The following is a 24208-nucleotide window of genomic DNA, read 5'->3' on the forward strand; positions in this document are numbered from 1 at the left end:
TTAACATAAAAAAATAATTATAACACTTAATGGGATTTTCTTATTTTTGCTAAATTTTAATAACCATGATTAAAATACTTTGTACCGTAGCTCTTTCCACAGCATCATTGTATTATGCACAGAGCTTTCCTGCTTCGGCAATTCCTGAAAATTTGAAGAAGAATGCAGACGCAGTTATCAGAAAAGATTTCACTACTGTTCAGATCAATAAGATCGATGATATCAGATACCAATACTATACCGTAACAACAGTTCTTAATAAAGATGGAGATTCGGATGCGCAAGTGTTCATCCCCTATGAAAAAGGAAACAGTATTTCCGATGTGAAGGTGAATATCTATGATGAAGCCGGGAAAAAAATAAAGTCTTTTTCCAAATCCGATTTCAGTGATTTTGCCAACAACAATCAGGGAACATTTTATTCGGACAGTAGGGTGATGGTTATGCCTTATATGGCCACACAATATCCTTACACCGTTGAATTTTCTTACCAGATCGGTGATGAAAATACGGTGTTCTTACCGGATTTTACTCCTTTCAGATCAACGAAAGTGTCATTGGAAGAAGCGCAGATGAAAATCATTAATAAATCCGGAATAGACCTTAAAACAAAAATTTATCCGTCAGCCTATAATTATACTGCCGTAACTGAAAGTGAAAGTGCTGGCGAAAAAACCTATACCTATAAAAATGTTCCGGCTATAGATGACGTATTTTTACTGCCTCAACCCGTAAAAATTTTACCCAAAGTAAGCTTTGCTTTAACGAAATTCAACCTTGAAGGAAAGCAGGGAAGTATCAACAGCTGGGGAGATTTTGGAAGCTGGTATTACAATAGTATCTTACAGCCGGTTTCCGTATCTACACCTGCTATTAAAGCTGAAGTAATGAGCCTTGATCTTAAGGGAACAACAGAAGAAAAGGTGAAAAAATTATATCAGCATATGCAGGCTAAAACAAGATATATCTTTGTTGCGCTTGGGATAGGAGGATGGCAGCCTATGCTTCCTGATGAAGTGCAGAAAAAAGGATATGGTGACTGTAAAGGGCTTACCAATTATATGAAAACTTTGCTGGATGAAGCCGGTATTCCTTCGTATTATTCAGTGGTCAATTCAAATGCTTCGCCTGTATCTTTTGATAAGGATTTCCCAAAGATGGGTGGCAATCACGTTATTTTAATGGTGCCAACAGAAAAAGGAAATATATGGCTGGAAAATACTTCTCAGCAAGTGGCATTTAATCATTTAAGCTACAATACAACGGCAAGAAACGTTCTTTCGATCAGAAAAGATGGAATTGAACTGATTGATACTCCGGATTATTCCGCTGAACAAAGTAAAGAAAAACAGAAGCTTACAATCAAAATCAATGAAGATAACAGCATTCTCGGTGAAGGAAGTTTTTCTTATACCGGAATTCAGTATGATAATAATCTTGCTCTTGCTTCCATGTCTTCAAAAGAACGAACCGAAGCGGTAAAAAGTATGTTGGATGTTTTGCATTTCGAGAAAATTGAGATGAAAAATTTCCTGAATGATAAAGATAATGCAGTTGCGAAATACGACCTGGATTTCAAAGCCAACAATTATTCTAAAAATGCGGGAAACAGTATTATTTTCAGAGCAGTTCCTATTTTTTCGAATAATGTTTATAAAAATGAAGAAAACAGAGAATTGCCTTTCGAACTAAGACAATCTTTTGAAGATGAATATGAAGTAAGCTTTATCCTCCCGCAGCAATATAAAGTAGAAGAGCTTCCCGAAAATGTTGTGTTGAATTCAGAATTCGGAACCTATAAGCTGAGTTTTGTGAAAAACGCAGAATCCCTGAAGGTCACAAGATCCATCAGAATCAATAAAGGTATTTACCCGAAAGAGAAATATAATGATTATATCAATTTCAGAAAAAAAACAATTAACATAGACAACTCAAAAGTTTTAATATCTAAAATTTAACATGAAAAAAATAGTATTCATCGCTCTTTGCTCAGCTCAATTTATTTTTGTGAATGCTCAAAAACATAAATTTCTCGATCCTCCAAAATTCAATGATGCAGATTTATCGAAACAGAAATCAACTCTGGATGAAAATGCTCCGGCGGAAATTCTTTACAGATCATTACATTTCAGTATTGATAACACCACCGGTAATCTCATCAAAAATACATTTTACAGGGTAAAAATTTATGATAAAGATAAAGCTGAAGATTGGTTGAATGTCGAAATACCGCTTTATCAGAACGGAAGTGACCAGGAATCACTTTCCAAAATGAAGGCATTTACCTATAATCTTGAAAACGGAGCTGCGGTTGCCACCAAAGTTGACAAAACATCAAAATATAAAAGTAAAGAAAGCAAAAATATTTCTATCAGCAAGCTTGCATTCCCTAATGTGAAAAACGGGTCTGTTATTGAATATCAGTATGAAGTGATATCACCCTTTCTGTTCATTATTCCCGAAATTTTGATTGAAACGGATACCCCTTCTCTTTACACGGAATACATTTTGGACAGTCCGTCAAATATTGCCTACAATCTTAACTATACTGGTTCTTTGCTCCCAAAATATAAAGAAGTTGATGAAAGGCTATTGTATGGAGCAAACTACAGAACTTATAGGTTTGCTTATGAAAATTTGAAATCATTCAAAACGGAAAAGTTTGTAAACAATGACAGAAATTACAGAACAAAAATAGGTGCTGAGCTTCACTCTACAAATTTTAGGGAGCTGAAACTCTATTCTTCATCATGGGAACAGATTAAAGAACGTCTTTATGAAAGTGAAGATTTTGGAGGAGAGCTGAAGAAAACAAAGCTTGCCAAAGATAATATGCCGGCTAATATTGCCGGTATTTCCAATGAATTGGATAAAGCCAATGCCATTTTTAATTATGTAAAAAATACTTTTACCTGGAATAAAGATGCAGGCCTGTATGTGGAAGACGGTATTAAAAAAATGCTCGAAACTAAAACAGGAAATGCTGCTGAGATGAATCTTTTCCTGGTAATGTTGCTTCGTGAGGCCGGTTTAAAAGCAGATCCTCTTGTTATTTCTACGATAGGTAACGGATTGATCAATCTTGCTTCTCCCAATGTTTCTAAAATGAATTTTGTAATTGCAGCAATCCAGACGAAAGACGGTATTCATTTGTTTGATGCTACGGTAAAACAGTCGTCTATCGATCAGCTTCCTCCAAGAGATTGGAATCAATTCGGGATTCTTATCTCTAAAGATAAAGTTCAGCAGGTTACCATGAGCAATGCCAAGGCAAGCTTTACCTATCTCACGGCAACGGCTAAAATTAATGATGACGGAAGCATTTCCGGAAGTTATTCAGACAGAGATACCGGAACGTATGCTATGTTTGCCAAAGAATTCTACGATGAAAACGCCGATAAATACAAAAAACAATACAAAGAGAATTTCTCTATAGACTTTACTGATATTGATTCTAAAGTTATGGAGAACGGTGATTTTGAAAGTACCATGAAGTTTTCATCCGAAAACCTGATAGATAAAGTAGGAAAGAAAATCATTATTAACCCAATGCTTTTCCTGAATAAGAATTCCAATGAATTTGATCAGACGGAAGAGAGAAAATACATGATTGATTTTACTACCCCTTTTACGCGGGTCAAAAAAGTTGTTCTTGAAATTCCGGAAGGATACACAATTGAAGAAATGCCTAAAAACAAAAAGATAGTGACGGAAGATAAAGAAATCGAGTACAGTTATATTGCCGAGAAAAAAGGGAATAACCTGGAAATTGTTTCTACTACAAAAGTTTTGAGCCCAAATTATCCAAAAGAATATTATCCTGCATTCAAACAGATTTGGGGCGTGGCATCCAAGCAGGAAAATCAGGTAATAAGCCTGGTGAAAAAATAAAACAATATAATTTTTAAAATAAGTTGAAAACCATTCATTTTTTGAATGGTTTTTGCATGTATGTAGAAAAAGGATTATGAAAAACAGTATAGCCGCTCTTGCTCTTTCAGCGCTTTTTATCGTTTCATGTAAAAAAAACGAAAACAGCAGCACGGAAATTATTAAGAATGACTCTGTTCACACAAACACATTTACGGTAGATTCTGTAAAAGTGAGTGATTCTTTGAAATTGAGCGATTCCCTTAAGGTTAAATTTTCAGCTACAATGCTGGTATTTCCTGATATTAAAAACAAAACGCTTCTGGACAGTATTTATTTCGGAGAAAAGAACATCCGTGATTTTTCGAAAAACGGCATTCTAACATGGCTTGAAAAAGATAAAACCGAATACTTCAACACTATTAAAAAAGATTCCAAAGACTGGATTTCAGATATAAGTTTTTCCCAGGAATGGTATTCCGATAAAGCAATGAAGCTGAAATCAAAGCTGCACGATTATTTGCATATTCAGTATATCTGGAGTTCTTATGAAGGAGGTGCTCATGACAATTATGGTTTTTCGGAAAGAGTATTTGATGTAAAAAACGGTAAAAAGCTTCAGCTAAAAGATATTACCAGCATGTCTGTCTCAAAAATTGAAGCTTTGCTGCTGAAAAACATTAATAAAATAAACAGCGGAACTACAGATAACACCGGAGCAGTAAATAATTCGGAAATGCTTTTGGTAGATGTGATTCCTGCAACGGAAAATTTTTATTTTGATGAAAAAAACCTGTATTTCCATTACAGTCCTTACGAAATTGCCGCCTTTGCTGCAGGAGATATTACCATTCCTATTTCATGGACAGAGCTAAAAGGAACCATCAATCCTGAATTCGAAAAAAGAATGGGGATAACCTATTAGCCAATATTAAGATCAATGCATAAATGATGAAAAAAACGTATGTCATATGGATGTTGGCTTTGATTTCAGTATTTTTTGCCTGCAAAGAATTTGGAAATGAAAATAAAAATTCTGAAAAAAACGGATTTGGAAGGATTAATATAGATTCTGCCATAGAAGAAGATACCCTGCAAATTTCTGATTCGGTGGTATTGCGCTATTCATCTAAGGTGTTGTGGTTTCCCGATCTTGAAAATAAAAAACTTCTTGCACAAATTTATTCCGGGAAAAAAATATCAGATTACTCCAAAAATGGACTTCAGGATTATATTGATAAAGAAAAAGAATCCGTTTTTGACCGAACTAAAAACTCTCGTGGACTGCCGGATGTAAAACAGCAAAAGCAATGGTCTTACATCTCTCAGATGAACGTGCGTATGAACAGAAATAATTATGTAGCTATTCAATATTATAACAGTCAGTTTCTGAATGAGAGTAAAGTTCAGTATCATTATGAAGAAAAAGTTTTCGATTTTAAAAATCAGAAAAAGCTTGAATTATCAGATGTAGTAGTTCTTTCTGAAGAAACCATCCGAAGAATATTAAAACTGAGCCTTGAGAAAACAACCATGATGCAGCAGATTAAAACCTATGACCGGGAGGCCTATGCTGTTCTTTCTTCTATTACCTTTCCGGTGACCAAGAATTTTTATTTTGATGATTCCAACCTGTATTTTCATTACAATATGAATGAGATCAGCCATAATTATGATATCGGAGATATTATTCTCACCATTTCATGGGAAGATCTAAGCGGATATATTAAGCCGGACTTTGCCAGAAGAATGAAAATTAACTGAATTTAATGCTTTCTAATCTGAAAGCATTTTTTATTTTTGCATCAATGGAAAAAGTAGCCTTCATTATCAATCCCTTTTCGGCCAAGAGAAACTATCAGCCGTTTCTTACTGAACTGCATGCCAAGGTGAAAACTCCTTTGTATTATATTTCAGAATCCATTTTGGGAACAGACGATTTTATTCGGAACCATTTTTCTGAAGTTGATATTTTTGTAGCGATAGGAGGAGACGGAACTATTTCAACGGTAGCCCGTAATCTCATCAATACACAAAAAATTCTGGCTATTTTTCCGGCAGGCTCCGGAAACGGATTTTCCAATGAGACCAATTTCAGCAGAAATCTTGATGAACTTCTAGAAAAGCTCAAAGGAAAGAAATCCAGAAAAATTGATACTTTTACCATCAACGGAAGACTTTCCATTAACGTTTCCGGCACCGGTTTCGACGGAAAAGTGGTAAAAGAATTTGAAAAAACAACGCGGGGTTTTAAAAATTACATTAAAGTTTCCCTCAAAACATTCTTCAAATATAAGCCCAAAAAAGTTAAATTTTTGGATGAAAAGTATAGAGAATATGATGGTAAATACCTCATGGTAAATATTGCCAACACGCGCCAGTTTGGGAATAATGCGTACATAGCACCCCATGCTAGCAAAAGTGACGGACTGGTGGATATGGTTTTGGTTAAAAAATTTCCGATCACGTATTCCCCGCTATTTGCATTCAGAATGTTTACCAAAAAACTGAAAGATGACAGCTATATTACGTATCTCCCTGTATCAGAAGTGGAATTTAAGGTAAATACCAAAAACTGGCATATTGACGGTGAATTCAATAAGATAAAGTCACCTATTCATGTAAAAGTGCAGCCTTCGAGTCTGAATATTTTAATTTAAATACGGATATTCCTATTCAAATGAATTTTTTCTATTAATTTTTAGTAGCTATTTGATTACATCGAAAAGCGATATATATTTTATTGGAAGCTTTGGACTCCGTCGAATTGTATTTATCATTTTTTAAGGAGCAATTTGATTACATCGAAAAGCTATACTTTTATTTTTATTGGAAGCTTTTTCTCGCTTTCGCTACTCGCTTTTCCGGTATTCGGCGGCGGCGAAGCCGCCGCCGAATACCGCAAGCTCAGACATATCGCACGATTGAGACTAAAATGGCAGTTTATACAAGACCAGATGCATTCATAAGCAACTAATGATGAACTATACCTCAAGCTTTTTTTCAATATTAGCGGGATGATTCAAAGAATACTGCAGCTGATCCTTATCCAGTTGTTTTTCCCAGTTGGCAACTACAACCGTTGCTACGGAATTGCCGATTACATTGGTTAAGGCACGGCATTCACTCATGAATTTATCAATTCCCAAAATTAAAGTCATTCCCGCAATAGGAATTTCAGGAACAACGGCCAACGTTGCAGCTAATGTCACAAAACCTGCTCCGGTAACTCCTGCAGCGCCTTTTGAGCTCAACATCGCTACTAACAGCAGCATAATCTGCTTTTCAATCGGAAGATGAATATTGAGAGCCTGGGCGATAAATAAAGATGCCAGGGTCATGTAAATATTAGTGCCATCCAGATTGAAAGAATATCCCGTTGGAACCACCAATCCTACAATAGCTCTTGAACAACCCGCTTTTTCCAGTTTTTCCATAATTCCGGGAAGTGCAGATTCGGACGAACTGGTTCCTAAAACCAATAGCAGTTCCTCTTTAAGGTAATACATCAGTTTGAAAATATTAAACCCATTATACCAAGCCACAGCGCCTAAAATTAATACCACAAACAATGCGGAAGTAATGTAGAAAGTTCCCACCAGAAATAGAAGATTCAAAACAGAATGAAGCCCATATTTGCCGATTGTAAATGCCATTGCCCCAAATGCCCCAATCGGAGCCAGCTTCATCAGCATATGAACAATTTTAAAAACCGGCGTGGAAAGATCTTGCAGGAATTCGGTTACTTTCCCGCTTTTTTCTTTTGTTAAAACCAAAGCAATCCCCATCAAAATGGCTACCAGAAGAACCTGAAGGATATTTTCTCCCACCAGCGGACTGAAAAGTGTTTCGGGGATAATATTCATGATGAATCCGGTAAGGGTAGATTCATGTGCTTTCTGTTGGTATTGCGAGACATCTCCGGAAAGGGTAGCAGGATCTATATTCAGTCCATGGCCAGGCTGTAGAATATTTCCAACTACAAGCCCGATAATCAGTGCCAATGTTGAAAAGGTTAAAAAGTAGATCATGGCTTTAATGGCAATTCTTCCTACTTTTTTCAGATCTGTCATATGGGCAATTCCTAATGTAAGGGTGATGAAAATTACCGGAGCAATGATCATTTTTACCAGTTTGATAAATCCGTCACCCAAAGGTTTCATTTTTTCTCCCAGTTCGGGATAATATCTTCCTAAAAGAATTCCGGCAATTATAGCGACCACCACCTGAAAATAAAGCTGCTGATAAAGTTTTTTTGCTTTCAATGAAATTGTTTTGAAGAACGGAAATTATGAAAAAAATACTGTTTATGATGATAAATATCAGTAAAAGTTTCGGCGGAGCCTTTGGCTCCGCCGAAACTAAATCATCAAAATTCTTGAAGAAAATACTCAAATTGTTATTCCACCGCTACAGAATCATCGCCTCTGCCATCCGCAACAGCATGGATATTCCCTTCATCATCAACCATAATCATCTCTGTTCTCCCGATCTGACCCCATTTTTCCGCTTTGTAACCTAACTTTTCCATAGCTTTAATAGTGGTTTCAGGGAAGTTCTTTTCAAAAGCAACCGTTTCCGGAAGCCACTGATGATGGAATTTCGGAGCGTTGACAGACATATTGGCACTGAGTTTAAAATCTACTACATTCACAATAGACTGATAAACAGAAGTAGGAATTGTTGTTCCTCCTGGTGTTCCGACAACCATATAAGGTTTTCCGTTTTTCACAATAATTGTGGGAGTCATTGAAGAAAGCATTCTTTTATTAGGCTGTATAGAATTTGCTTCTCCGCCCACGGCTCCGAACATATTCGGAACACCTGGCTTAATGGAAAAATCGTCCATTTCGTTATTTAGAAAAAAACCTGCACCGGAAACCACAACTTTACTTCCGTACAAACCATTCAGGGTTGTTGTTACGGCAGCTGCATTACCCTCTTTATCAATCACTGAAATATGCGTAGTCTCTGTTGATTCTTTAGGTTGTTTTATGATTTTCCCGACTTCAGCACTTGGAGTTGCTTTATCAAAGCTGAAACTTTTCCATCTGTTTTTTAAGTATTCATCTGAAATAAGATATGAAGTTTTATCCTGGATGAAAGCGGGATCTCCCATATATTCTGCCCTGTCGGCATAAGCTCTTCTTTCTGCTTCCACCATAATCTGCACGGCTTTTGTAGAATTCTGCTGGTATTTTTCCAGATTTTCATAAGATGCCATTTTCAGCATTTGTGCCAGAAGTATACCTCCGCTTGATGGCAGCGGCATAGATATGATCTGGTTTCCTTTATAATCAAATTCAAGTGCTTTCCTTTCTACAACTTTATAATTGATAAGATCTGCAGACGTAATAATTCCGTTGCCTTTTTTCATTTCGGCAACCAGAAGTTCAGCAGTTTTTCCTTCATAAAATCCTTTTTGACCGGATTTCTGGATGCGTTTTAAAGTTTCAGCCAATTCTTTCTGAATAAGCAGGTCTCCGGTTTTCCAGGGAATATTTTTTACAAAAGCAATATTCGTTTTATTGTGGCGTACAAATTTTTCTTTATTGGCGTTTAGGAGATCAGCTTCCTGGCGGGTAATAGCAAATCCCTTTTCTGCTAAGTCTATTGCCGGCTGAATCAGCTGTTCCATCGGTAGCCTGCAATGCTTCAGTGTTGCAAAAAAACCGGCTACACTTCCCGGAACTCCTACCGCAAGTCTCCCGTTTTGAGAAAGGTCTGTATCTGCCTTTCCTGATTTATCAAGATACATATCATGTGAAGCTTGCGAAGGTGCAGTCTCGCGATAATCAAGTGTAAATTTTTCACCGGTATTTTTTATCCCTACCAAAAAGCCGCCGCCGCCGATATTTCCGGCCTGCGGGTAAACTACTGCAAGCGCATACTGAGTGGCAACAATAGCGTCATAAGCATTTCCTCCCATCTTCAATATTTTAGCGCCTGCCTCGCTGGCCAGGGGATGTGCCGAGACAACAACGCCTTTATTTTTAACTTTAACTTCTTTTACAATATTAAATGAGGTGAATTGGGAAGAACAAATATTGTATGTCGAAAGGATAATTACTATTACTATCTTTTTCATAGGGTATAAGATAAATTTTATTTTCTAATGTACAATTATCAATAATTATGTTAAATAAATGATTTTATTTAAACAAAACGACTTATTTATTTGTCAAATTTTCATTTAAATGAATTTTTATTATTATGTTTGAAAATTAAATATACTATAAAAACATATAATTATGAGAAAAAATTATCAAAAAATTATTTTGATCGGTGTTTTGTTTTTTGTTTCGGGTAATGTTAGCGCTCAAGTAAATGACAGCTTAAAAATCAATACGGTAGAAGAAGTTAAGATTACGGTAGGCTCCAGGAACAAAAGCCGTGTTGCTACAGATACACCCGTTCCGGTAGATGTTATCAATATCAATTCGCAATCCGTTCTGAGTCCGCAAACTGATCTCAATCAGATCCTGAATTATGCTGCCCCTTCATTTACCTCAAATTCTACTACAGTTGCAGATGGAACTGATCATATTGATCCGGCTCAGTTGAGAGGATTGGGCCCGGATCAGGTTCTGGTTTTACTCAATGGGAAGAGAAGGCATACTTCTTCATTGGTGAATATTAATGGCTCGCCTGGAAGAGGCTCTGTAGGGACGGATCTAAATGCGATTCCGGCTTTTGCCATCGATAGACTCGAAGTGTTAAGAGATGGTGCTTCTGCGCAATATGGCTCTGATGCTATTGCGGGAGTTATCAATGTGCTGATGAAAAAAAACACCAAAAAATTCACTGCAGCCATTACGGCCGGAGGATTTAATTCTAAAGGCTCCAATGATCATTCCGGAGGCTGGGACGGGGAAAAGTATCAGCTGGATCTTAATTACGGAACTAATCTGGGTAAAAACGGATTTATTAATTTTACCGTAAGTTTAATGAATAGGGATGATACAAGAAGGGCAAGAGAAAATACATCCAATATATTCAATGCTTATAACGCGATTGAACAGCGTGCTCTTAATGACGGGGTAAATATTTCTTCACTTTTTAGCAATATTAATAATACTCCTAATTCCAGTCAGATTCTTAATTATATTAAACAATATTCTCAAGAAGTTTCCTATTTTACTGCACAGCAGCTCAATCAGATTCAAAATGCAAATACTATTGCTGCCATGCAGACTGCATTGAATTTTGATGTTACTAATAACGAGTTGGATTATAGAAGATTAACACGGAAGGATTTCAATATGAGAGTAGGGCAATCCAGGCTTACAAGCGGTCAGCTGTTTGTGAATTCTGAGTTTGACGTAGCTTCTGGGATAAGAGGGTATGCTTTTGGAGGATATTCTTACAGAAGTGGTAATGCAGCAGGTTTTTACAGGTTGCCCAATCAAAACAGAACATCAACTTCCATTTATCCGAATGGTTTTTTGCCGGAAATATCTTCTGATGTTATTGATTTATCTTTTGCTGCTGGTTTCAAAGGAAAACTGGGAAATGTTAACTACGATATTAGCAACACTTTCGGAAAAAATACTTTCGATTATACCATTGAAAATACGGCTAATGCAAGTATGAAATATCCTGGTAAGACCAGTTTTGATGCCGGAGGTCTTGGTTTTTCACAAAATACCATTAATGCAGATTTTGATACTAAAGTGGATTGGCTGAAAGGGCTGAATATTGCCTTTGGGGGAGAAGCAAGGTTCGAAAATTTTAAAATAAAAAATGGGGAAGAAGCTTCCTGGGCCCTTTATGACATCAACGGGAATATACAGACCTCTTCCACTACAGCATCTTTAAAACCTACCGATTTTTTTGGGAATACAAGACCTGGTGGTGCACAGGTTTTCCCGGGATTCAGACCGGAAAATGCTTTAAGTAAAGGAAGAAATTCCATGGCTCTTTATACAGATACGGAACTGGATATTACAGACAAATGGCTGGTAAGTGCAGCATTGCGGTATGAGCATTATTCGGATTTTGGTTCTACATTTAATTATAAAATAGCTACCCGCTATAAAATCACGGAAAAATTGAATTTTAGGGCAGCGCATTCCACAGGATTCAGAGCGCCGTCTTTACAGCAGCTGTATTTTAATTCCACTTCCACACAGTTTGTGGGAGGGGTTCCTTTTGAAGTAGGTACTTTTTCAAACGATTCAAATGCTGCAGAAATATTAGGTATACCGCAGCTGAAACAGGAAGAATCCAAAAGTTATTCTGCGGGTTTTACAGCTAAATTTCCCACTGCTAAGCTTAGTCTAACTCTGGATGGATATTATATTAGAGTAAATGACAGAGTTGTTCTTACAGACCAATTTTCAAGGCCTTCAGGAACTTATGCGGATGGTACTCCTCTTAGAAACCTTCAGCTGGCTTTTGATGCGGCGAACGCAACGGCGGCTACCTTTTTTGCTAATGCTATTGATACGCAGACCAAAGGTATGGAAGCTGTGATTTCCCATAAAGCTTCCGTAGGAAAGCTTTCGTTGAATTCAGATTTGGCTGTTACGGTTTCTAAGACAAACAGGGTTGGAGATATTAACGGTTCTGATATTTTGGTGAATGCGGGACAAATTAACAGATATTATTCAGAGGCGAGCAGGATATATGTTGAGGAAGCGATTCCGAGATTTAAAGCTTCATTAAATAATTCTTTGGAAATAAACAAATGGAATTTTCTTCTGAGAAATGTATTTTTCGGAAAAGTTACAGATCCCAACGTTGTAGATGTAAACGGAGATGGGGTAATTCAGGCTGAAGTGATTAACGGGCAGGCTGTGGAAGTAGAGCATCCGGTTTGGAATGGTAAATTAATTACCGATTTTTCGGTGGCCTATAATTTCTCGGAATCATTTAAGCTTACTTTGGGAGCCAATAATATATTTGATATTTATCCAACTGAAAATTATGGTCCCGTGACTGCAAGACGTGCTACAGGTGTAGATAGTAACGGTAATGTAATTTATTCTGCCTCTCCGTCTACAATTGATTTGTCAAACGCTAATCAATTCGTTTATTCAAGAAATGTCTCTCAGTTTGGAATGAACGGAAGGTTTCTTTTTGCAAGAATAAATATGAGCTTTTAAGGATTTGTTCTTTGAATAAATGAAAAAAGGTGTGTTTTACGCACCTTTTTTATTTTGGTTGGCTTGATTTTTTTACTTTTGCGAGATCTAATAATAGTAAAAAGAATCGACTATGGAAAAAATACTTATAACGGGTGCCTTAGGACAAATCGGTACCGAGCTTACCAACAGACTTGTTGAAATTCATGGAGCAGAAAATGTAGTCGCTTCTGGGCTTGACAGATGGCAGAAGGGCATTACTTCAGCAGGATATTATGAGAGAATGGATGTAACCAATACACAGCTGGTGAGGCAGATCATTAAAGATTATGAAATCACTACAGTATATCATTTGGCTTCATTATTGTCCGGTACATCAGAAAAGCAGCCTGTTTTTGCATGGAAGCTTAATCTTGAACCGCTTCTTCATTTCTGTGAAATGGCAAGAGAAGGCCTTATTCAGAAGATTTTCTGGCCAAGTTCAATTGCTGTATTCGGGAAAGGAATTCCAAAAGAAAATGTAGGTCAGGATGTAGTATTAAATCCAACCACCGTTTACGGAATCTCCAAAATGGCGGGAGAAAAATGGTGCGAATATTATTTTGATAAGCATGGAGTAGATGTGAGAAGTATTCGTTATCCGGGTCTTATTTCCTGGAAAACTCCTGCAGGCGGAGGCACCACAGATTATGCCGTAGAGATATTTTATGAAGCCATTGAAGAGGGAAAATACACAAGTTTCATTTCTGAAAATACCGGGATGCCAATGCTGTATATGGATGACGCGATCAATGCAACGCTTAAACTGATGGAAGCCCCGAAAGAAAATCTCAGCGTACGTTCTTCGTATAATTTAGGCGGAATGTCTTTTACTCCGAAAGAATTAGCAGAAGAAATTAAGAAAGAAATACCGGATTTTGAAATCGATTATAAGCCTGACTTCAGACAGCAGATTGCAGATTCCTGGCCGGCATCCATTGATGATTCTGTTGCAAAAAAAGACTGGGGATTATCTTATGAATATGGAATTTCTGAAATGACAAAGGATATGATTAAGAATCTAAGAGTAAAACTTAACAAAAATTAGAAGTAAAGTATAATTTTAAATACAAGTTTATTTAACATCTGATTTTTAATTCTTTATATTTTTTATTTAAAATTCACTTTAAATGGTTTTGTTAACTTTTAATATTGTAAACATCGAAGCAAAATGTAAAAATGGCATTGAGGTTTCTGATGAGGAAAGATTGAAAATTTCAGAAAATAACACCAAAGCTATTTTAAGGATTTTAGATAAGCAGGATATTAAAGCAAGCTTTTTTGTAGAAATTTCTTTAGTAGAAAAGCTCCGGAACTTACTAAAAGCAATTTCATCCCAAGGGCATGAGATTGCTTTTTACAATCAGAATTCAAGTTCTGAAGAAATAGAAAATACGAAAAGAATTATTCAGGATTTTTTAGAAAAACAAATTAAGGGAATTCGCCAGAAGGATAACAAAATTTCTTACGAAAGTTTGAAATTAATGGAGTTCAGTTATATTTCAAATATTGACAACGCCGGTATTCTTTTTCCTTTTAAACGGCTTAAAAGAGATACGGAGATTATTGAGCAGGACGGACTGAGTATTGTTCCGGAGAGTATTTCCCCTTACAGCCAGCTTCCTTATAATGATTTTGTGTTTCAGGTTTTGCCGATGAAGTATTACCGAAATATGGTTTTTGAAACATTAAAAAACGATGAGTTTGTGCTGATCTATTTAAACTCCTGGCAGTTTACCGATTTCGCTAGATATCATTTTGATGTTCCCTTTTACAGGAGGCTGAATTCGGGAAAAAAAATGGAGGACAAGTTAGATGACCTCCTGAGCTGGATCAACGAGAAAGAAATGGCTACTTCCCGCATGAAAGATTATATTTTTTAATCTATTCTTCACTTTTACATATAGCCAGAAGATCTGTTGAATACTTCATATCTTTTTTAAATACAATATCTTTATGGGAATACTGTGCTGCGAAATCAACTGAGGTATTGTCCAGTACCTGGTCTGTATTTTTATTACCTTTCCTTATTTTTCTCAAAAGCTGAAACATCTTTTTTTGAACATTTAAAAGGAAAACCCTCACGGGATAAGGGTAAATGGATAAAGTGGCAGGAAGTACCGCTATTCGTTGCTTTCTGGTTCTTCTGATTTCTTCCAGAATTAAATCTGAATCTGAGCCTATTTTTAAAATTTCAACCTGTGCAAAATACTTCTTAAGCAATTTTTCCAGGCTTTCAGGCGTATATTCTTTCAGATGAAAAATATTCCAGGGTTGCTGGATATAGTTAAATAGCCTGTGCTTTTTATCCGGCGTTGAAATAATGACTATGCCGTCGGGATTCAAAAGCTGTTTTAACGCAGAAGTGTATTTTTTGTCGTCGGGAACGTGCTCAATAACCTGGAAAGAGGTAATAACGTCAAACTTTTCATTTCCTAATTCAGCAATTGTTTTAAAATTCAGATTGTGAGCTCTATATTCCTTATTTGCAAAGTCTACCGCTTCCTTGCTGATGTCAACACCAGTAACGCTTGCAGCATTCATAGAAAGCATATGTGATCCATATCCTGAACCGCATCCGTAGTCTAGAACTTTTTTGTCTTTTACAAGGTTTTTGGCGTATTCATAAGTTGCAATATGCATTAAGTGAAGGTACAATTCAGATGTATTGGTAAATTGCTGATGAATGATATGTCTTTCTCCGGTATCTTTCATTTTAAGGTACTAATTAAATGAATAACTATGCCAGTTCAAAAAGCGTGATTTCGGGTAAAACACCCACTCTTCCGGGATAAGCCAGTACACCAAAACCTCTGTTTACATAAAGCATTTTTCCTTCGCTTTCATAAAGATCTGCCCATTTCGGATATTTGTACTGAACCGGAGACCATTTTACATTTTTAAGATCAAGCCCAAACTGCATTCCATGAGTGTGCCCCGAAAGTGTCAGGTGAATGTTTCCGGGATGCTTTTTTACTACATAATCAAAATGGGTAGGGTCGTGGCTCATCAGAATTTTTGTGGCCGATTCCGGAACATCTTTCAAGGCATCATCAATTCTCCCGAATTGCGGAAAAGGTTTCAATCCCCAGTTTTCAACACCCAAAATGTACAGCTTTTCACCGTTTTTCTCAATAATACGGTGCTCATTCCGAAGCATATCAAAACCGGCCTGTCTCTCATAATCAATCAAAGTATCAAGGTTTTGTTTCTTTTCATTCAGCGAGGTCCATTGTACATAATCGCCATAGTCATGATTACCAAGCACGGCAAATTTACCATCTTTTGCTTTAATTTTTGAAAAAAGCGGAATGAACGGTTTAAATTCTTCCGCCACATTATTCACCATATCTCCGGTAAATAAAACAAGATCTGGATTTTGTTCATTAATGAGATGAATGGCATGTTCCAGTTTTGAAGGATCAGAAAAACTTCCGCTGTGAACATCGGAGATCTGAACAATTTTATATCCTTTAAAGCTTTTAGGCAGGTTGGCAAAATTGATTCTTACTCTTCTTACTTTGTGACGGTATTTCCCAAAAGTAATTCCATCAATAAAAAGAGCGGAAAGTACGCCTCCGAGCCCTAATCCTACAATGCTTAAAAATTTTCTTCTTTCGGGAAAGTAATTCTCTGATGACCCGGCCAATCCGATAAGGTAGCCTCCGGTTCTCAGGATATCATCAATTAAAAGAAATAAAACGACAAAAATTTTAGGTAGAATAAAGATCAAAAATAATGATATCATGATCTGTGCTCTCATCATACTTCTGTCGGCCCTGCTGAAATGCATCACCTCATAGGCGAAAAAGCCATACACCGCAAGAGAAATTGCCCAGTAGCCGATCCGTAGCCAGAAATTATCTGTAAGGGTTCTGATAGCCTGATAAATGTATATTTCCAGAAAAAGGAATAACGCTGCGATAATTAAAAAGTTTCTTTGCATAATCCGTTTAAAAAAGCACAAAGAATAGTTTCCCTGTGCTTTTTATATTTTAAATTAAATAATAATATTAAGGAAATCTGTATACGATAGCATTGATGTTCATTCCGGCACCTACCGAAGTCATCACAATGTTACCTTTTTCTTTAAACGATTGACCGTCCATTTTTCCTTTAATTATTAAATCAAACATCGTAGGAATGGTTGCCACGGAAGAATTTCCAAACTCCTGAATCGTCATTGGAGAAATAGAATGATCATAATCTTTCACATTATAAAGCTTATGAAGTCTTTCAATCATGGCGTAATCCATTTTGGCATTAGCCTGGTGAATCAGAATTTTATTGATATCTTCTATAGAAAGCCCTGCATCTTCAATCGTTTCTTTGATGGCTGCAGGAACGTTTTTTAAGGCATATTCGTAAATTTTTCTTCCCTGCATCCTTACAAAAAGACGGGTTTGGTCAGATTCTTTATTAATGGATGGACCGTTTGCCAGGTAATCCAATTCCGGACCGTTGTCACAAATGGTGTTGTGGGCAATGATTCCTACATTTTCATCGTCTGTTGCTTTTACAACAACAGCACCGGCACCATCTGCAAAAATCATTCTGTTTCTGTCATGAGGATCGGTTACTCTGCTTAATGTTTCTGCACCGATCACAAGAATGGTTTTGGCAACTTTAGCTTTAATTAAGTTATCAGCTAAAATCATAGCTTCCACCCATCCCGGACATCCGAAAAGCATATCATAAGTAACGCATTTTCGGTTTTTAATGCCTAATTTATTTTTTACTCTTGCCGCCATCGTTGGCATGAAATCCGCATATCCGTGTACAGTGACTTCTCCGAAATTGCTGGCGTAAATAATATAATCCAGATCTTCCTGGTCTATTTTTGCGTCTTCAATCGCAACTTTGGCAGCCTCGTACCCGATTTGTGAATTGGATAGATCTTCTTCTATGAATCTTCTGTTCTCAATTTCTGTAATTTCTACAAATTTTGCAATCGTTTCTTCAGCAGGTTTATCAATTTTCACCCCGTCTTCTGAATAAAAATCTGAACCTAAGAAATAGTCTCTCCCGATAATTCTGCCGGGAAGGTAAGATCCAGAACCAATTATGATCGTATTCGGCATTCGTTTAAATGATTTTTTAAAGATGCAAAGTTAATAATTAATATTAATAACAGAGAATTAAAAATATTATTAAATTTGCAAAAATTGTACTTTACAATCCTATGAAAAATAATGCATCCTTGAAAGGCTTACTTATTGCAATTGCGGCATTTATCTTTGCCTTTGGGATTTACTTTCTCTTTCTGGCCAAAAGGAATTATTACGTGGTCGACAATCCTACGGCCAATACATTTTATTATAAAATAAACAACGGTTCCGAAGGAACCATCGCAGGAGGTCAGACCGTTCAGGTTGAGCTGAATAAAGGGAAAAACTCCATTAAAGTGTTTGACCGGAATAAAAAAATGCTGTTTGATTCTGCTTTTGAAGTAAATAAAGTAAGAGGACTTATTAATATTGCGCATCAGGATTATTATATCAATGAACAGTATTATGGATACAACCTTAAGAAAGATTCACTACTTTTGGCACTGGATAAGACCATCATCGACGGAAAAGCCTATTTTGGAGGAGCAAAACTCTTCAATAAACTCTTCACCGACGATTTTTATTATAACGTTGATGAGGATTATGATAAAGTAATCAAAAACGTTCAGAAGGTAGAATCGAGATCAAAGATCTTCAGAAAACAGGATTACCTTAATTATTATAAAGAATATTACAAGTTTTAAGTTTTGACAAAAGATATTACCAAAATTACGCCCTACAACTCTGAAGCTACTAAGAAAAGCCAGGTAGAGGATATGTTCGACAATATTGCACCGAAGTATGATCTGCTCAATCATGTGCTGTCCATGAAAATTGATGTTTTATGGAGAAATACTTTAGTAAACTGGATGAAAAAAGACAGCCCGCAGGAAGTGCTGGATGTCGCTACCGGAACCGGAGATCTGGCCATTGCTGTTGAAAAAGGGACAGGCTCAAAAGTGATCGGATTGGATTTATCGCAACAAATGTTAAATGTTGGCGTTATTAAAATAAAAAAACTTAAATTAGACGGCAAAATTTCCATGCAAAAAGGAGATGCGGAAAATTTACCTTTCGAGGATAATAGATTTGATGCGGTATCTGTTGCATTTGGAGTGAGGAATTTTGAAAACCTTACCAAAGGTTTGGCAGAGTTGAGAAGAGTTGTTAAAGATAACAAGAGTGTTTATATACTGGAGTTTTCAAAGGTTGAGGGTTTCATGGCACCATTCTATATGTTTTATTTCAAAAATATATTACCTGCTATTGGCAGACTGGTTTCCAAGGATAATAGGGCATACACATACCTTCCGGATTCTGTAAACGCTTTTCCTTTCGGGGAAAAGATGAGACAAATTCTTTTAGATACAGGATTTAAAAAAGTTGAATATAAAAAACTAAGTTTAGGTATAGCCACAATTTATAAAGCAACAAAGTAACCTATGAATAAATTTTTATTAAAAGCACTGGTTTTAGCCTCAGTAAATGTTGCGTTGTTAGCAAACGCGCAATTCAGAACCCGAAACAGAATGGATAAGTTGGAAGACTTTGATGAACAGAAATTCAGCTGGGGTTTTTATCTGAATGGTAACAGACTAGACTACCGTATCGTTCTTAATCCAAGATATGGCTCAAGTAACAATCAGAATCTTGTTACCTCTAAGGAGAGTTACAGTTTTGGAGCCGGGTTAATCGCAAAATGGAGATTGAACGATTATTTGGATTTAAGATTAGAACCAGGGTTACAATTCGGTCAGAGACAATTAACTTTCAACACACAGTCTAATGATCAGTATGCAGCAGGTACTTTGACAAATGATCCTTTTATTCCGTTTCCTCTAACAGAAAAAGACAGGGTAAGAGAAATTAAAACAACTTTGGTTGACGTACCTGTATTGCTGGAATTCCATGGGCAGAGATGGTACAACTCAAGACCATACGTTGCAGCAGGGGTTAATTATATTGTTAATCTACAGTCAAATTCAGACTCCAGCGATGATAATTTACAGCAGGTTTTCAGATCTACAACGCATAATTTTGCATGGTCTGCAGAAATGGGAATCCAGTTTTACTTTAATAAGTTTAAGCTTACTCCTGCAATCAGAGGAACATTCATTATGAATAACGAGATTGTGGCAGATAATGCGACAACACCTCCGTACTGGACGGCAGCAATGTCTACCTTACAGACAAGAGCTGTTTTCTTCGTACTGAAATTTGAATAAGAAAATAAAATAAGATATAAAAAGGAGACGCATTTGTGTCTCCTTTTCTGTTTGAAATAAAAATATAAAGACTTTTATTTTTGTTAGTGTTAATATTTTGTTATTTTTGCTACTAGTTAGAATATACAAAACCTGAAATGCTTCAAGATTTAGAAAACAATTTTTCAGAATTAGAGAAAAAGATTTTGCTATTACAAAAGAATTACAGAAATCTTACTGAAAAGTTCTCAGAATTAAGCATGGAGCATGAAGACCTGAAAAAAAGGTATGATGAAGAAAGGAAAAAGAATCAGGTATTAGCAGAAGAACAAAAAAATATAAAACTTTATTCAGCAATATCAGGAAACCCTGAACACAACAGATTGATGAAAAACCACATCAACAGGTTGGTAAAAGAAATAGATTTCTGTATTGCACAGCTTCAAAACAGTGGATTATAATGGAAGTAAGAAGAATAACCATTAATATTGCAGGAAGAGTGTATCCGCTGAACGTACCCGCAGCAGAAGAAGAAACGCTGCGCAAAGTTGGGAAGCAGATTGAAAATATGATTAAAGATTTTGAACAGAATTTCGATGTAAGAGACAAACAGGATGCTTTGGCCATGTGTGCCCTGAAATTGGGAACCAATGCAGAAGTGGTGTCTATGAACTACGAAAAAACAATACAATCTACCAACGAAAGATTAGCAACAATCAATCAGTCGTTGAATGAAACAGGGAAATAGATTTTTTTTCCCGGAAAATGCTGCCTACAATAATTCTAACACATTAAAGGTAAACTCAACGCTAAACAATTACCGAACAAATGTCCATTGAATGGCGTGCCGGTTCGTCCGGATTACAGACAGTGGAAATCAGTTCAAATCGTGTTGATTAGGAGTTTACTCTCAATCTCTGGATTATTGTGGGCTTTTTTTATGTAATACAATTAAAACTCAATATACATTATGATAGAAGTTATAGTCGGCGTTGTTTGTTTGGTAATCGGAGCGGCAGCAGGAGTGTTTTTCTCCAAAAGTTCACTCAATACTAAAGCAAAATTTATTATAGATGATGCAAAGAAAAATGCCGAAAACCTTATAGAAAAAGCCAACGTACAGGCTGAGTCCATAAAGAAAGAAAAAAACCTTCAGGCAAAAGAAAAATTCCTGGAGCTGAAATCACAGCATGATGCCGATATTCAGGCAAGAGAAAAGAAAATGCAGGAGGTTGAAAAAAGAATTAAGGACAAGGAACACAAACTGAACGATGAGCTTAGCAAAGCAGGAAAACTGGAAAAAGACCTTGATAAGCAAATCGCAGATTATGCGAAGAAAAACGAGATTTTAGACAGAAAACAGCAGGAACTTGATGTTGCAACAGCTAAAAAAGTTGAAATTCTTGAGAAAATTGCCAACTATACGGCAGAAGAAGCAAGAGCGGAATTGGTGGAAACCATGAAAGCAGAGGCCAAAACAAGAGCTCAGGCACACGTTCAGAGCATCATGGAAGAAGCTCAGCTTAACGCTAAAAGTGAAGCAAGAAAAATCGTGATCCAGACGATCCAGAGAATCGGTACCGAGCAGGCCATTGAAAATTCAGTATCAGTATTCAACATCGAATCGGACGAAGTTAAAGGTAGAATCATCGGTAGAGAAGGTAGAAATATCCGTGCCTTAGAAGCGGTAACAGGAGTAGAAATCATTGTAGACGATACGCCGGAAGCAATCCTTCTTTCATGCTTTGATCCGGTAAGAAGAGAAATCGCAAGACTATCCCTTCACAGGTTGGTAACAGACGGCAGAATTCACCCTGCAAGAATTGAAGAAGTGGTGGAAAAAACCAGAAAACAGATCGAAGAGGAAATCATTGAAGTAGGAAAAAGAACCATCATCGATTTAGGAATCCACGGATTACACCCTGAGCTGATCAAAATCGTTGGTAGAATGAAATACCGTTCATCTTACGGACAAAACCTACTGCAGCACTCCAGAGAAGTAGCAAACATTGCGGCAACCATGGCTGCTGAATTAGGACTTAACGTAAAACTGGCGAAAAGAGCAGGTCTTTTACACGATATCGGTAAAGTTCCTGAGCAGGAATCTGAGCTTCCTCACGCTTTATTAGGAATGCAGTGGGCTGAAAAATATGGTGAAAATGCAGAGGTAGTCAATGCTATCGGTGCTCACCACGATGAAGTGGAAATGACTTCATTATTGTCTCCGATTATCCAGGTGGCCGATGCGATCTCAGGAGCAAGACCGGGAGCAAGAAGACAGGTGCTTGAATCATATATCCAAAGATTAAAAGATCTTGAATCTGCAGCATTAAGCTTCGATGGGGTTTCATCAGCGTATGCAATTCAGGCAGGTAGAGAATTAAGAGTGATGGTAGAAAGTGGTAAAGTAAATGATGAGGTCGCTTCCCAGCTTTCTTATGATATTTCCGAAAAAATCCAGAACGAACTGACTTATCCGGGACAGGTAAAAGTAACCGTGATCCGGGAAACAAGAGCCGTAAATATTGCGAGATAATAATCGTAAAAAGATATTTGATAAAAACCTTTCAAGAAATTGGAAGGTTTTTTATTTTTAGTAAAATTTAAAACTCCGAAATGCAAGAACTTTCCACTTCTTCGAAACTGAAGTACATTTTTTCAATTCCTGTTATTATTTCCGCTTTGGGATACTTTGTTGATATTTATGATTTACTTCTGTTCGGCATAGTACGAATTCCCAGTTTAAAAGCATTAGGTCTGAATCCGGATACTGATGGGACATTTATCCTCAATGCACAAATGATAGGATTGCTGATCGGAGGAATATTTTGGGGCGTTTTTGGCGATAAGAAAGGCCGGTTGTCAGTTTTATTTGGGTCCATACTCGTTTATTCTTTAGCGAATATTGCCTGTGGTTTTTTACCCTATTTTCCAAAAGAATATTTAGTGTATCAGTATGCCGGATTAAGATTGGTTGCAGGGGTAGGTCTTGCCGGAGAGCTTGGAGCCGGAATTACCCTTGTTTCTGAAAGCCTGCCGAAAAATTTACGGGCTATTGGGACTTCTGTAGTTGCCGGTTTCGGATTAATGGGTGCGGTCGTGGCGCAGCTTACGGTAGAACTGGCCGGTGGCTGGAATATTTCTTACATTATAGGAGGGGTACTCGGTATTTTATTACTATTCCTGAGAATCAGTGTATCGGAATCCGGTATTTATAAAAATATTGAACATAAATCTGTTTCCAAAGGTGATTTTCTTTCATTTTTCACCCATAAAGACCGTTTTATAAGATATCTGAAATGTATTGCCATTGGATTGCCGACCTGGTACTGTATCGGGATTCTGGCCGTCCTTGCCAATCAGTTTGCTCCTGAGCTGGGAATTCAAGACCTGAGTCCAGGTAAAGCCATTATGTGGGCATATATCGGTATTTCCGTAGGTGATCTGGCAAGCGGGTTTATTTCGCATCTTCTGAAGTCCCGGAAAATGGCTATTTTCTATATGCTCATCTTTACGATTATCGGAGTTGCCATTATGCTGTTTGGGAATACGGATACGGAAACAAAATATTATATCTTCTGTGTATGGCTTGGTCTCGGAACAGGGTATTGGGCTATGTTCGTTACATTGGCAGCAGAACAGTTCGGAACGAATATCAGAAATACGGCAACCACTACGGTGCCGAATATGGTTCGCGGATTAGTTCCTGTAATGATCGTGGCTTTTGATTTTTTTAAAAATGATTTCACGGTAATTGTAAGTGCCGCATGGGTAGGTCTTATCGTTTTTGCACTTGCTTTCTACTCATCGCTTACCATTTCCGAAACCCACAACAGGGATCTTGAATTTACAGAATAAATTCAGCTGTTTAAGAAATAAATTAGTATGGTTTACCGTTATAAAAATATTAAGTTGAACAAAATAAATTATTTATAAAATTTAATATTAAATTATGCTGTGA

20 protein-coding genes are annotated in these 24208 nt (G+C 36.8%); 15 read left to right on the forward strand and 5 right to left on the reverse strand.

All coding sequences use genetic code 11. The annotated features are described in order from the left end of the window. Window positions 1-65: 65 nt before the first annotated feature. The 5 genes from BUA76_RS09515 to BUA76_RS09535 all read left to right on the forward strand — a co-directional run bounded on the left by BUA76_RS09515 (window position 66) and on the right by BUA76_RS09535 (window position 6530). Window positions 66-1958, forward strand: coding sequence for a DUF3857 domain-containing protein (locus tag BUA76_RS09515; RefSeq protein WP_072884577.1), 1893 nt, complete (start codon window positions 66-68; stop codon window positions 1956-1958). Between the two features lies 1 nt (window position 1959). Beyond that, complete coding sequence (locus BUA76_RS09520) at window positions 1960-3891, forward strand: transglutaminase-like domain-containing protein (protein ID WP_072884578.1); 1932 nt, start codon at window positions 1960-1962, stop codon at window positions 3889-3891. Between the two features lie 76 nt (window positions 3892-3967). Continuing rightward, on the forward strand, window positions 3968-4795 hold the full coding sequence (locus BUA76_RS09525) for an RsiV family protein (protein WP_072884579.1): 828 nt from the start codon (window positions 3968-3970) through the stop codon (window positions 4793-4795). 23 nt (window positions 4796-4818) lie between these two features. Beyond that, window positions 4819-5634, forward strand: a complete 816-nt coding sequence (locus BUA76_RS09530; protein ID WP_072884580.1) for a hypothetical protein — start codon at window positions 4819-4821, stop codon at window positions 5632-5634. A 5-nt stretch (window positions 5635-5639) separates the two neighbouring features. Next, complete coding sequence (locus BUA76_RS09535; RefSeq protein WP_394332942.1) at window positions 5640-6530, forward strand: diacylglycerol/lipid kinase family protein; 891 nt, start codon at window positions 5640-5642, stop codon at window positions 6528-6530. A gap of 324 nt (window positions 6531-6854) precedes the next feature. Here the strand turns inward: BUA76_RS09535 and BUA76_RS09540 are convergent, their stop codons facing one another. Then, window positions 6855-8135 (reverse strand): dicarboxylate/amino acid:cation symporter, encoded by a 1281-nt coding sequence (locus BUA76_RS09540; protein ID WP_072884581.1) that lies wholly within the window; start codon window positions 8133-8135, stop codon window positions 6855-6857. 134 nt (window positions 8136-8269) lie between these two features. After that, complete coding sequence (ggt, locus tag BUA76_RS09545; protein ID WP_072884582.1) at window positions 8270-9958, reverse strand: gamma-glutamyltransferase; 1689 nt, start codon at window positions 9956-9958, stop codon at window positions 8270-8272. Between the two features lie 163 nt (window positions 9959-10121). Here ggt and BUA76_RS09550 point away from each other — a divergent pair, with 163 nt between their 5' ends. From BUA76_RS09550 to BUA76_RS09560, 3 genes are all read left to right on the forward strand, one after another. Then, complete coding sequence (locus tag BUA76_RS09550; RefSeq protein ID WP_072884583.1) at window positions 10122-12977, forward strand: TonB-dependent receptor plug domain-containing protein; 2856 nt, start codon at window positions 10122-10124, stop codon at window positions 12975-12977. Between the two features lie 112 nt (window positions 12978-13089). Then, complete coding sequence (locus tag BUA76_RS09555) at window positions 13090-14043, forward strand: NAD-dependent epimerase/dehydratase family protein (protein ID WP_072884584.1); 954 nt, start codon at window positions 13090-13092, stop codon at window positions 14041-14043. Between the two features lie 82 nt (window positions 14044-14125). Beyond that, the gene (locus tag BUA76_RS09560; RefSeq protein WP_072884585.1) at window positions 14126-14878 is read left to right on the forward strand and encodes a polysaccharide deacetylase family protein; all 753 of its coding nucleotides are present in this window, start codon (window positions 14126-14128) and stop codon (window positions 14876-14878) included. 1 nt (window position 14879) lies between these two features. Here the strand turns inward: BUA76_RS09560 and BUA76_RS09565 are convergent, their stop codons facing one another. The 3 genes from BUA76_RS09565 to BUA76_RS09575 all read right to left on the reverse strand — a co-directional run bounded on the left by BUA76_RS09565 (window position 14880) and on the right by BUA76_RS09575 (window position 18076). After that, window positions 14880-15710, reverse strand: coding sequence for a class I SAM-dependent methyltransferase (locus BUA76_RS09565; RefSeq protein ID WP_072884586.1), 831 nt, complete (start codon window positions 15708-15710; stop codon window positions 14880-14882). 25 nt (window positions 15711-15735) lie between these two features. After that, complete coding sequence (locus BUA76_RS09570; RefSeq protein WP_072884587.1) at window positions 15736-16941, reverse strand: metallophosphoesterase; 1206 nt, start codon at window positions 16939-16941, stop codon at window positions 15736-15738. Window positions 16942-17008: 67 nt separating this feature from the next. Continuing rightward, a complete protein-coding gene (locus tag BUA76_RS09575) occupies window positions 17009-18076 on the reverse strand; it encodes a 3-oxoacyl-ACP synthase III family protein (RefSeq protein ID WP_072884588.1) in 1068 nt (355 codons plus the stop codon). Between the two features lie 101 nt (window positions 18077-18177). Here BUA76_RS09575 and BUA76_RS09580 point away from each other — a divergent pair, with 101 nt between their 5' ends. The 7 genes from BUA76_RS09580 to BUA76_RS09610 all read left to right on the forward strand — a co-directional run bounded on the left by BUA76_RS09580 (window position 18178) and on the right by BUA76_RS09610 (window position 24105). Beyond that, window positions 18178-18747 carry a hypothetical protein gene (locus tag BUA76_RS09580; RefSeq protein ID WP_072884589.1) on the forward strand — a complete coding sequence of 190 codons (570 nt, stop codon included), beginning with the start codon at window positions 18178-18180 and terminating at the stop codon, window positions 18745-18747. A 3-nt stretch (window positions 18748-18750) separates the two neighbouring features. Next, complete coding sequence (gene ubiE / locus BUA76_RS09585; RefSeq protein WP_066437096.1) at window positions 18751-19482, forward strand: bifunctional demethylmenaquinone methyltransferase/2-methoxy-6-polyprenyl-1,4-benzoquinol methylase UbiE; 732 nt, start codon at window positions 18751-18753, stop codon at window positions 19480-19482. Between the two features lie 3 nt (window positions 19483-19485). Then, window positions 19486-20268 carry a type IX secretion/gliding motility protein PorT/SprT gene (gene porT / locus BUA76_RS09590; RefSeq protein WP_072884590.1) on the forward strand — a complete coding sequence of 261 codons (783 nt, stop codon included), beginning with the start codon at window positions 19486-19488 and terminating at the stop codon, window positions 20266-20268. Window positions 20269-20405: 137 nt separating this feature from the next. Continuing rightward, entirely contained in the window at window positions 20406-20708 is a 303-nt protein-coding gene (locus tag BUA76_RS09595; RefSeq protein WP_072884591.1) for a hypothetical protein, read from the forward strand. Then, window positions 20708-20995, forward strand: coding sequence for a cell division protein ZapA (locus BUA76_RS09600; RefSeq protein WP_066437082.1), 288 nt, complete (start codon window positions 20708-20710; stop codon window positions 20993-20995). The genes BUA76_RS09595 and BUA76_RS09600 overlap by 1 nt, the downstream gene beginning before the upstream one ends. Before the next feature lie 222 nt (window positions 20996-21217). Continuing rightward, entirely contained in the window at window positions 21218-22783 is a 1566-nt protein-coding gene (gene rny / locus BUA76_RS09605; protein ID WP_072884592.1) for a ribonuclease Y, read from the forward strand. Between the two features lie 80 nt (window positions 22784-22863). Further along, a complete protein-coding gene (locus BUA76_RS09610; RefSeq protein ID WP_072884593.1) occupies window positions 22864-24105 on the forward strand; it encodes an MFS transporter in 1242 nt (413 codons plus the stop codon). Window positions 24106-24208: the final 103 nt, after the last annotated feature.

This window comes from Chryseobacterium takakiae (assembly GCF_900129385.1).
In the GTDB taxonomy this organism is placed as follows: Bacteria; Bacteroidota; Bacteroidia; order Flavobacteriales; family Weeksellaceae; genus Chryseobacterium; species Chryseobacterium takakiae.

Coding starts and splice junctions, on each gene's coding strand:
- BUA76_RS09515 (WP_072884577.1), top strand. CDS start 66: ATGATTAAAATACTTTGTACCGTAGCTCTTTCCACAGCATCATTGTAT.
- BUA76_RS09520 (WP_072884578.1), top strand. CDS start 1,960: ATGAAAAAAATAGTATTCATCGCTCTTTGCTCAGCTCAATTTATTTTT.
- BUA76_RS09525 (WP_072884579.1), top strand. CDS start 3,968: ATGAAAAACAGTATAGCCGCTCTTGCTCTTTCAGCGCTTTTTATCGTT.
- BUA76_RS09530 (WP_072884580.1), top strand. CDS start 4,819: ATGATGAAAAAAACGTATGTCATATGGATGTTGGCTTTGATTTCAGTA.
- BUA76_RS09535 (WP_394332942.1), top strand. CDS start 5,640: ATGCTTTCTAATCTGAAAGCATTTTTTATTTTTGCATCAATGGAAAAA.
- ggt (WP_072884582.1), bottom strand. CDS start 9,958: ATGAAAAAGATAGTAATAGTAATTATCCTTTCGACATACAATATTTGT.
- BUA76_RS09550 (WP_072884583.1), top strand. CDS start 10,122: ATGAGAAAAAATTATCAAAAAATTATTTTGATCGGTGTTTTGTTTTTT.
- BUA76_RS09555 (WP_072884584.1), top strand. CDS start 13,090: ATGGAAAAAATACTTATAACGGGTGCCTTAGGACAAATCGGTACCGAG.
- BUA76_RS09560 (WP_072884585.1), top strand. CDS start 14,126: ATGGTTTTGTTAACTTTTAATATTGTAAACATCGAAGCAAAATGTAAA.
- BUA76_RS09565 (WP_072884586.1), bottom strand. CDS start 15,710: ATGAAAGATACCGGAGAAAGACATATCATTCATCAGCAATTTACCAAT.
- BUA76_RS09570 (WP_072884587.1), bottom strand. CDS start 16,941: ATGCAAAGAAACTTTTTAATTATCGCAGCGTTATTCCTTTTTCTGGAA.
- BUA76_RS09575 (WP_072884588.1), bottom strand. CDS start 18,076: ATGCCGAATACGATCATAATTGGTTCTGGATCTTACCTTCCCGGCAGA.
- BUA76_RS09580 (WP_072884589.1), top strand. CDS start 18,178: ATGAAAAATAATGCATCCTTGAAAGGCTTACTTATTGCAATTGCGGCA.
- porT (WP_072884590.1), top strand. CDS start 19,486: ATGAATAAATTTTTATTAAAAGCACTGGTTTTAGCCTCAGTAAATGTT.
- BUA76_RS09595 (WP_072884591.1), top strand. CDS start 20,406: ATGCTTCAAGATTTAGAAAACAATTTTTCAGAATTAGAGAAAAAGATT.
- BUA76_RS09600 (WP_066437082.1), top strand. CDS start 20,708: ATGGAAGTAAGAAGAATAACCATTAATATTGCAGGAAGAGTGTATCCG.
- rny (WP_072884592.1), top strand. CDS start 21,218: ATGATAGAAGTTATAGTCGGCGTTGTTTGTTTGGTAATCGGAGCGGCA.
- BUA76_RS09610 (WP_072884593.1), top strand. CDS start 22,864: ATGCAAGAACTTTCCACTTCTTCGAAACTGAAGTACATTTTTTCAATT.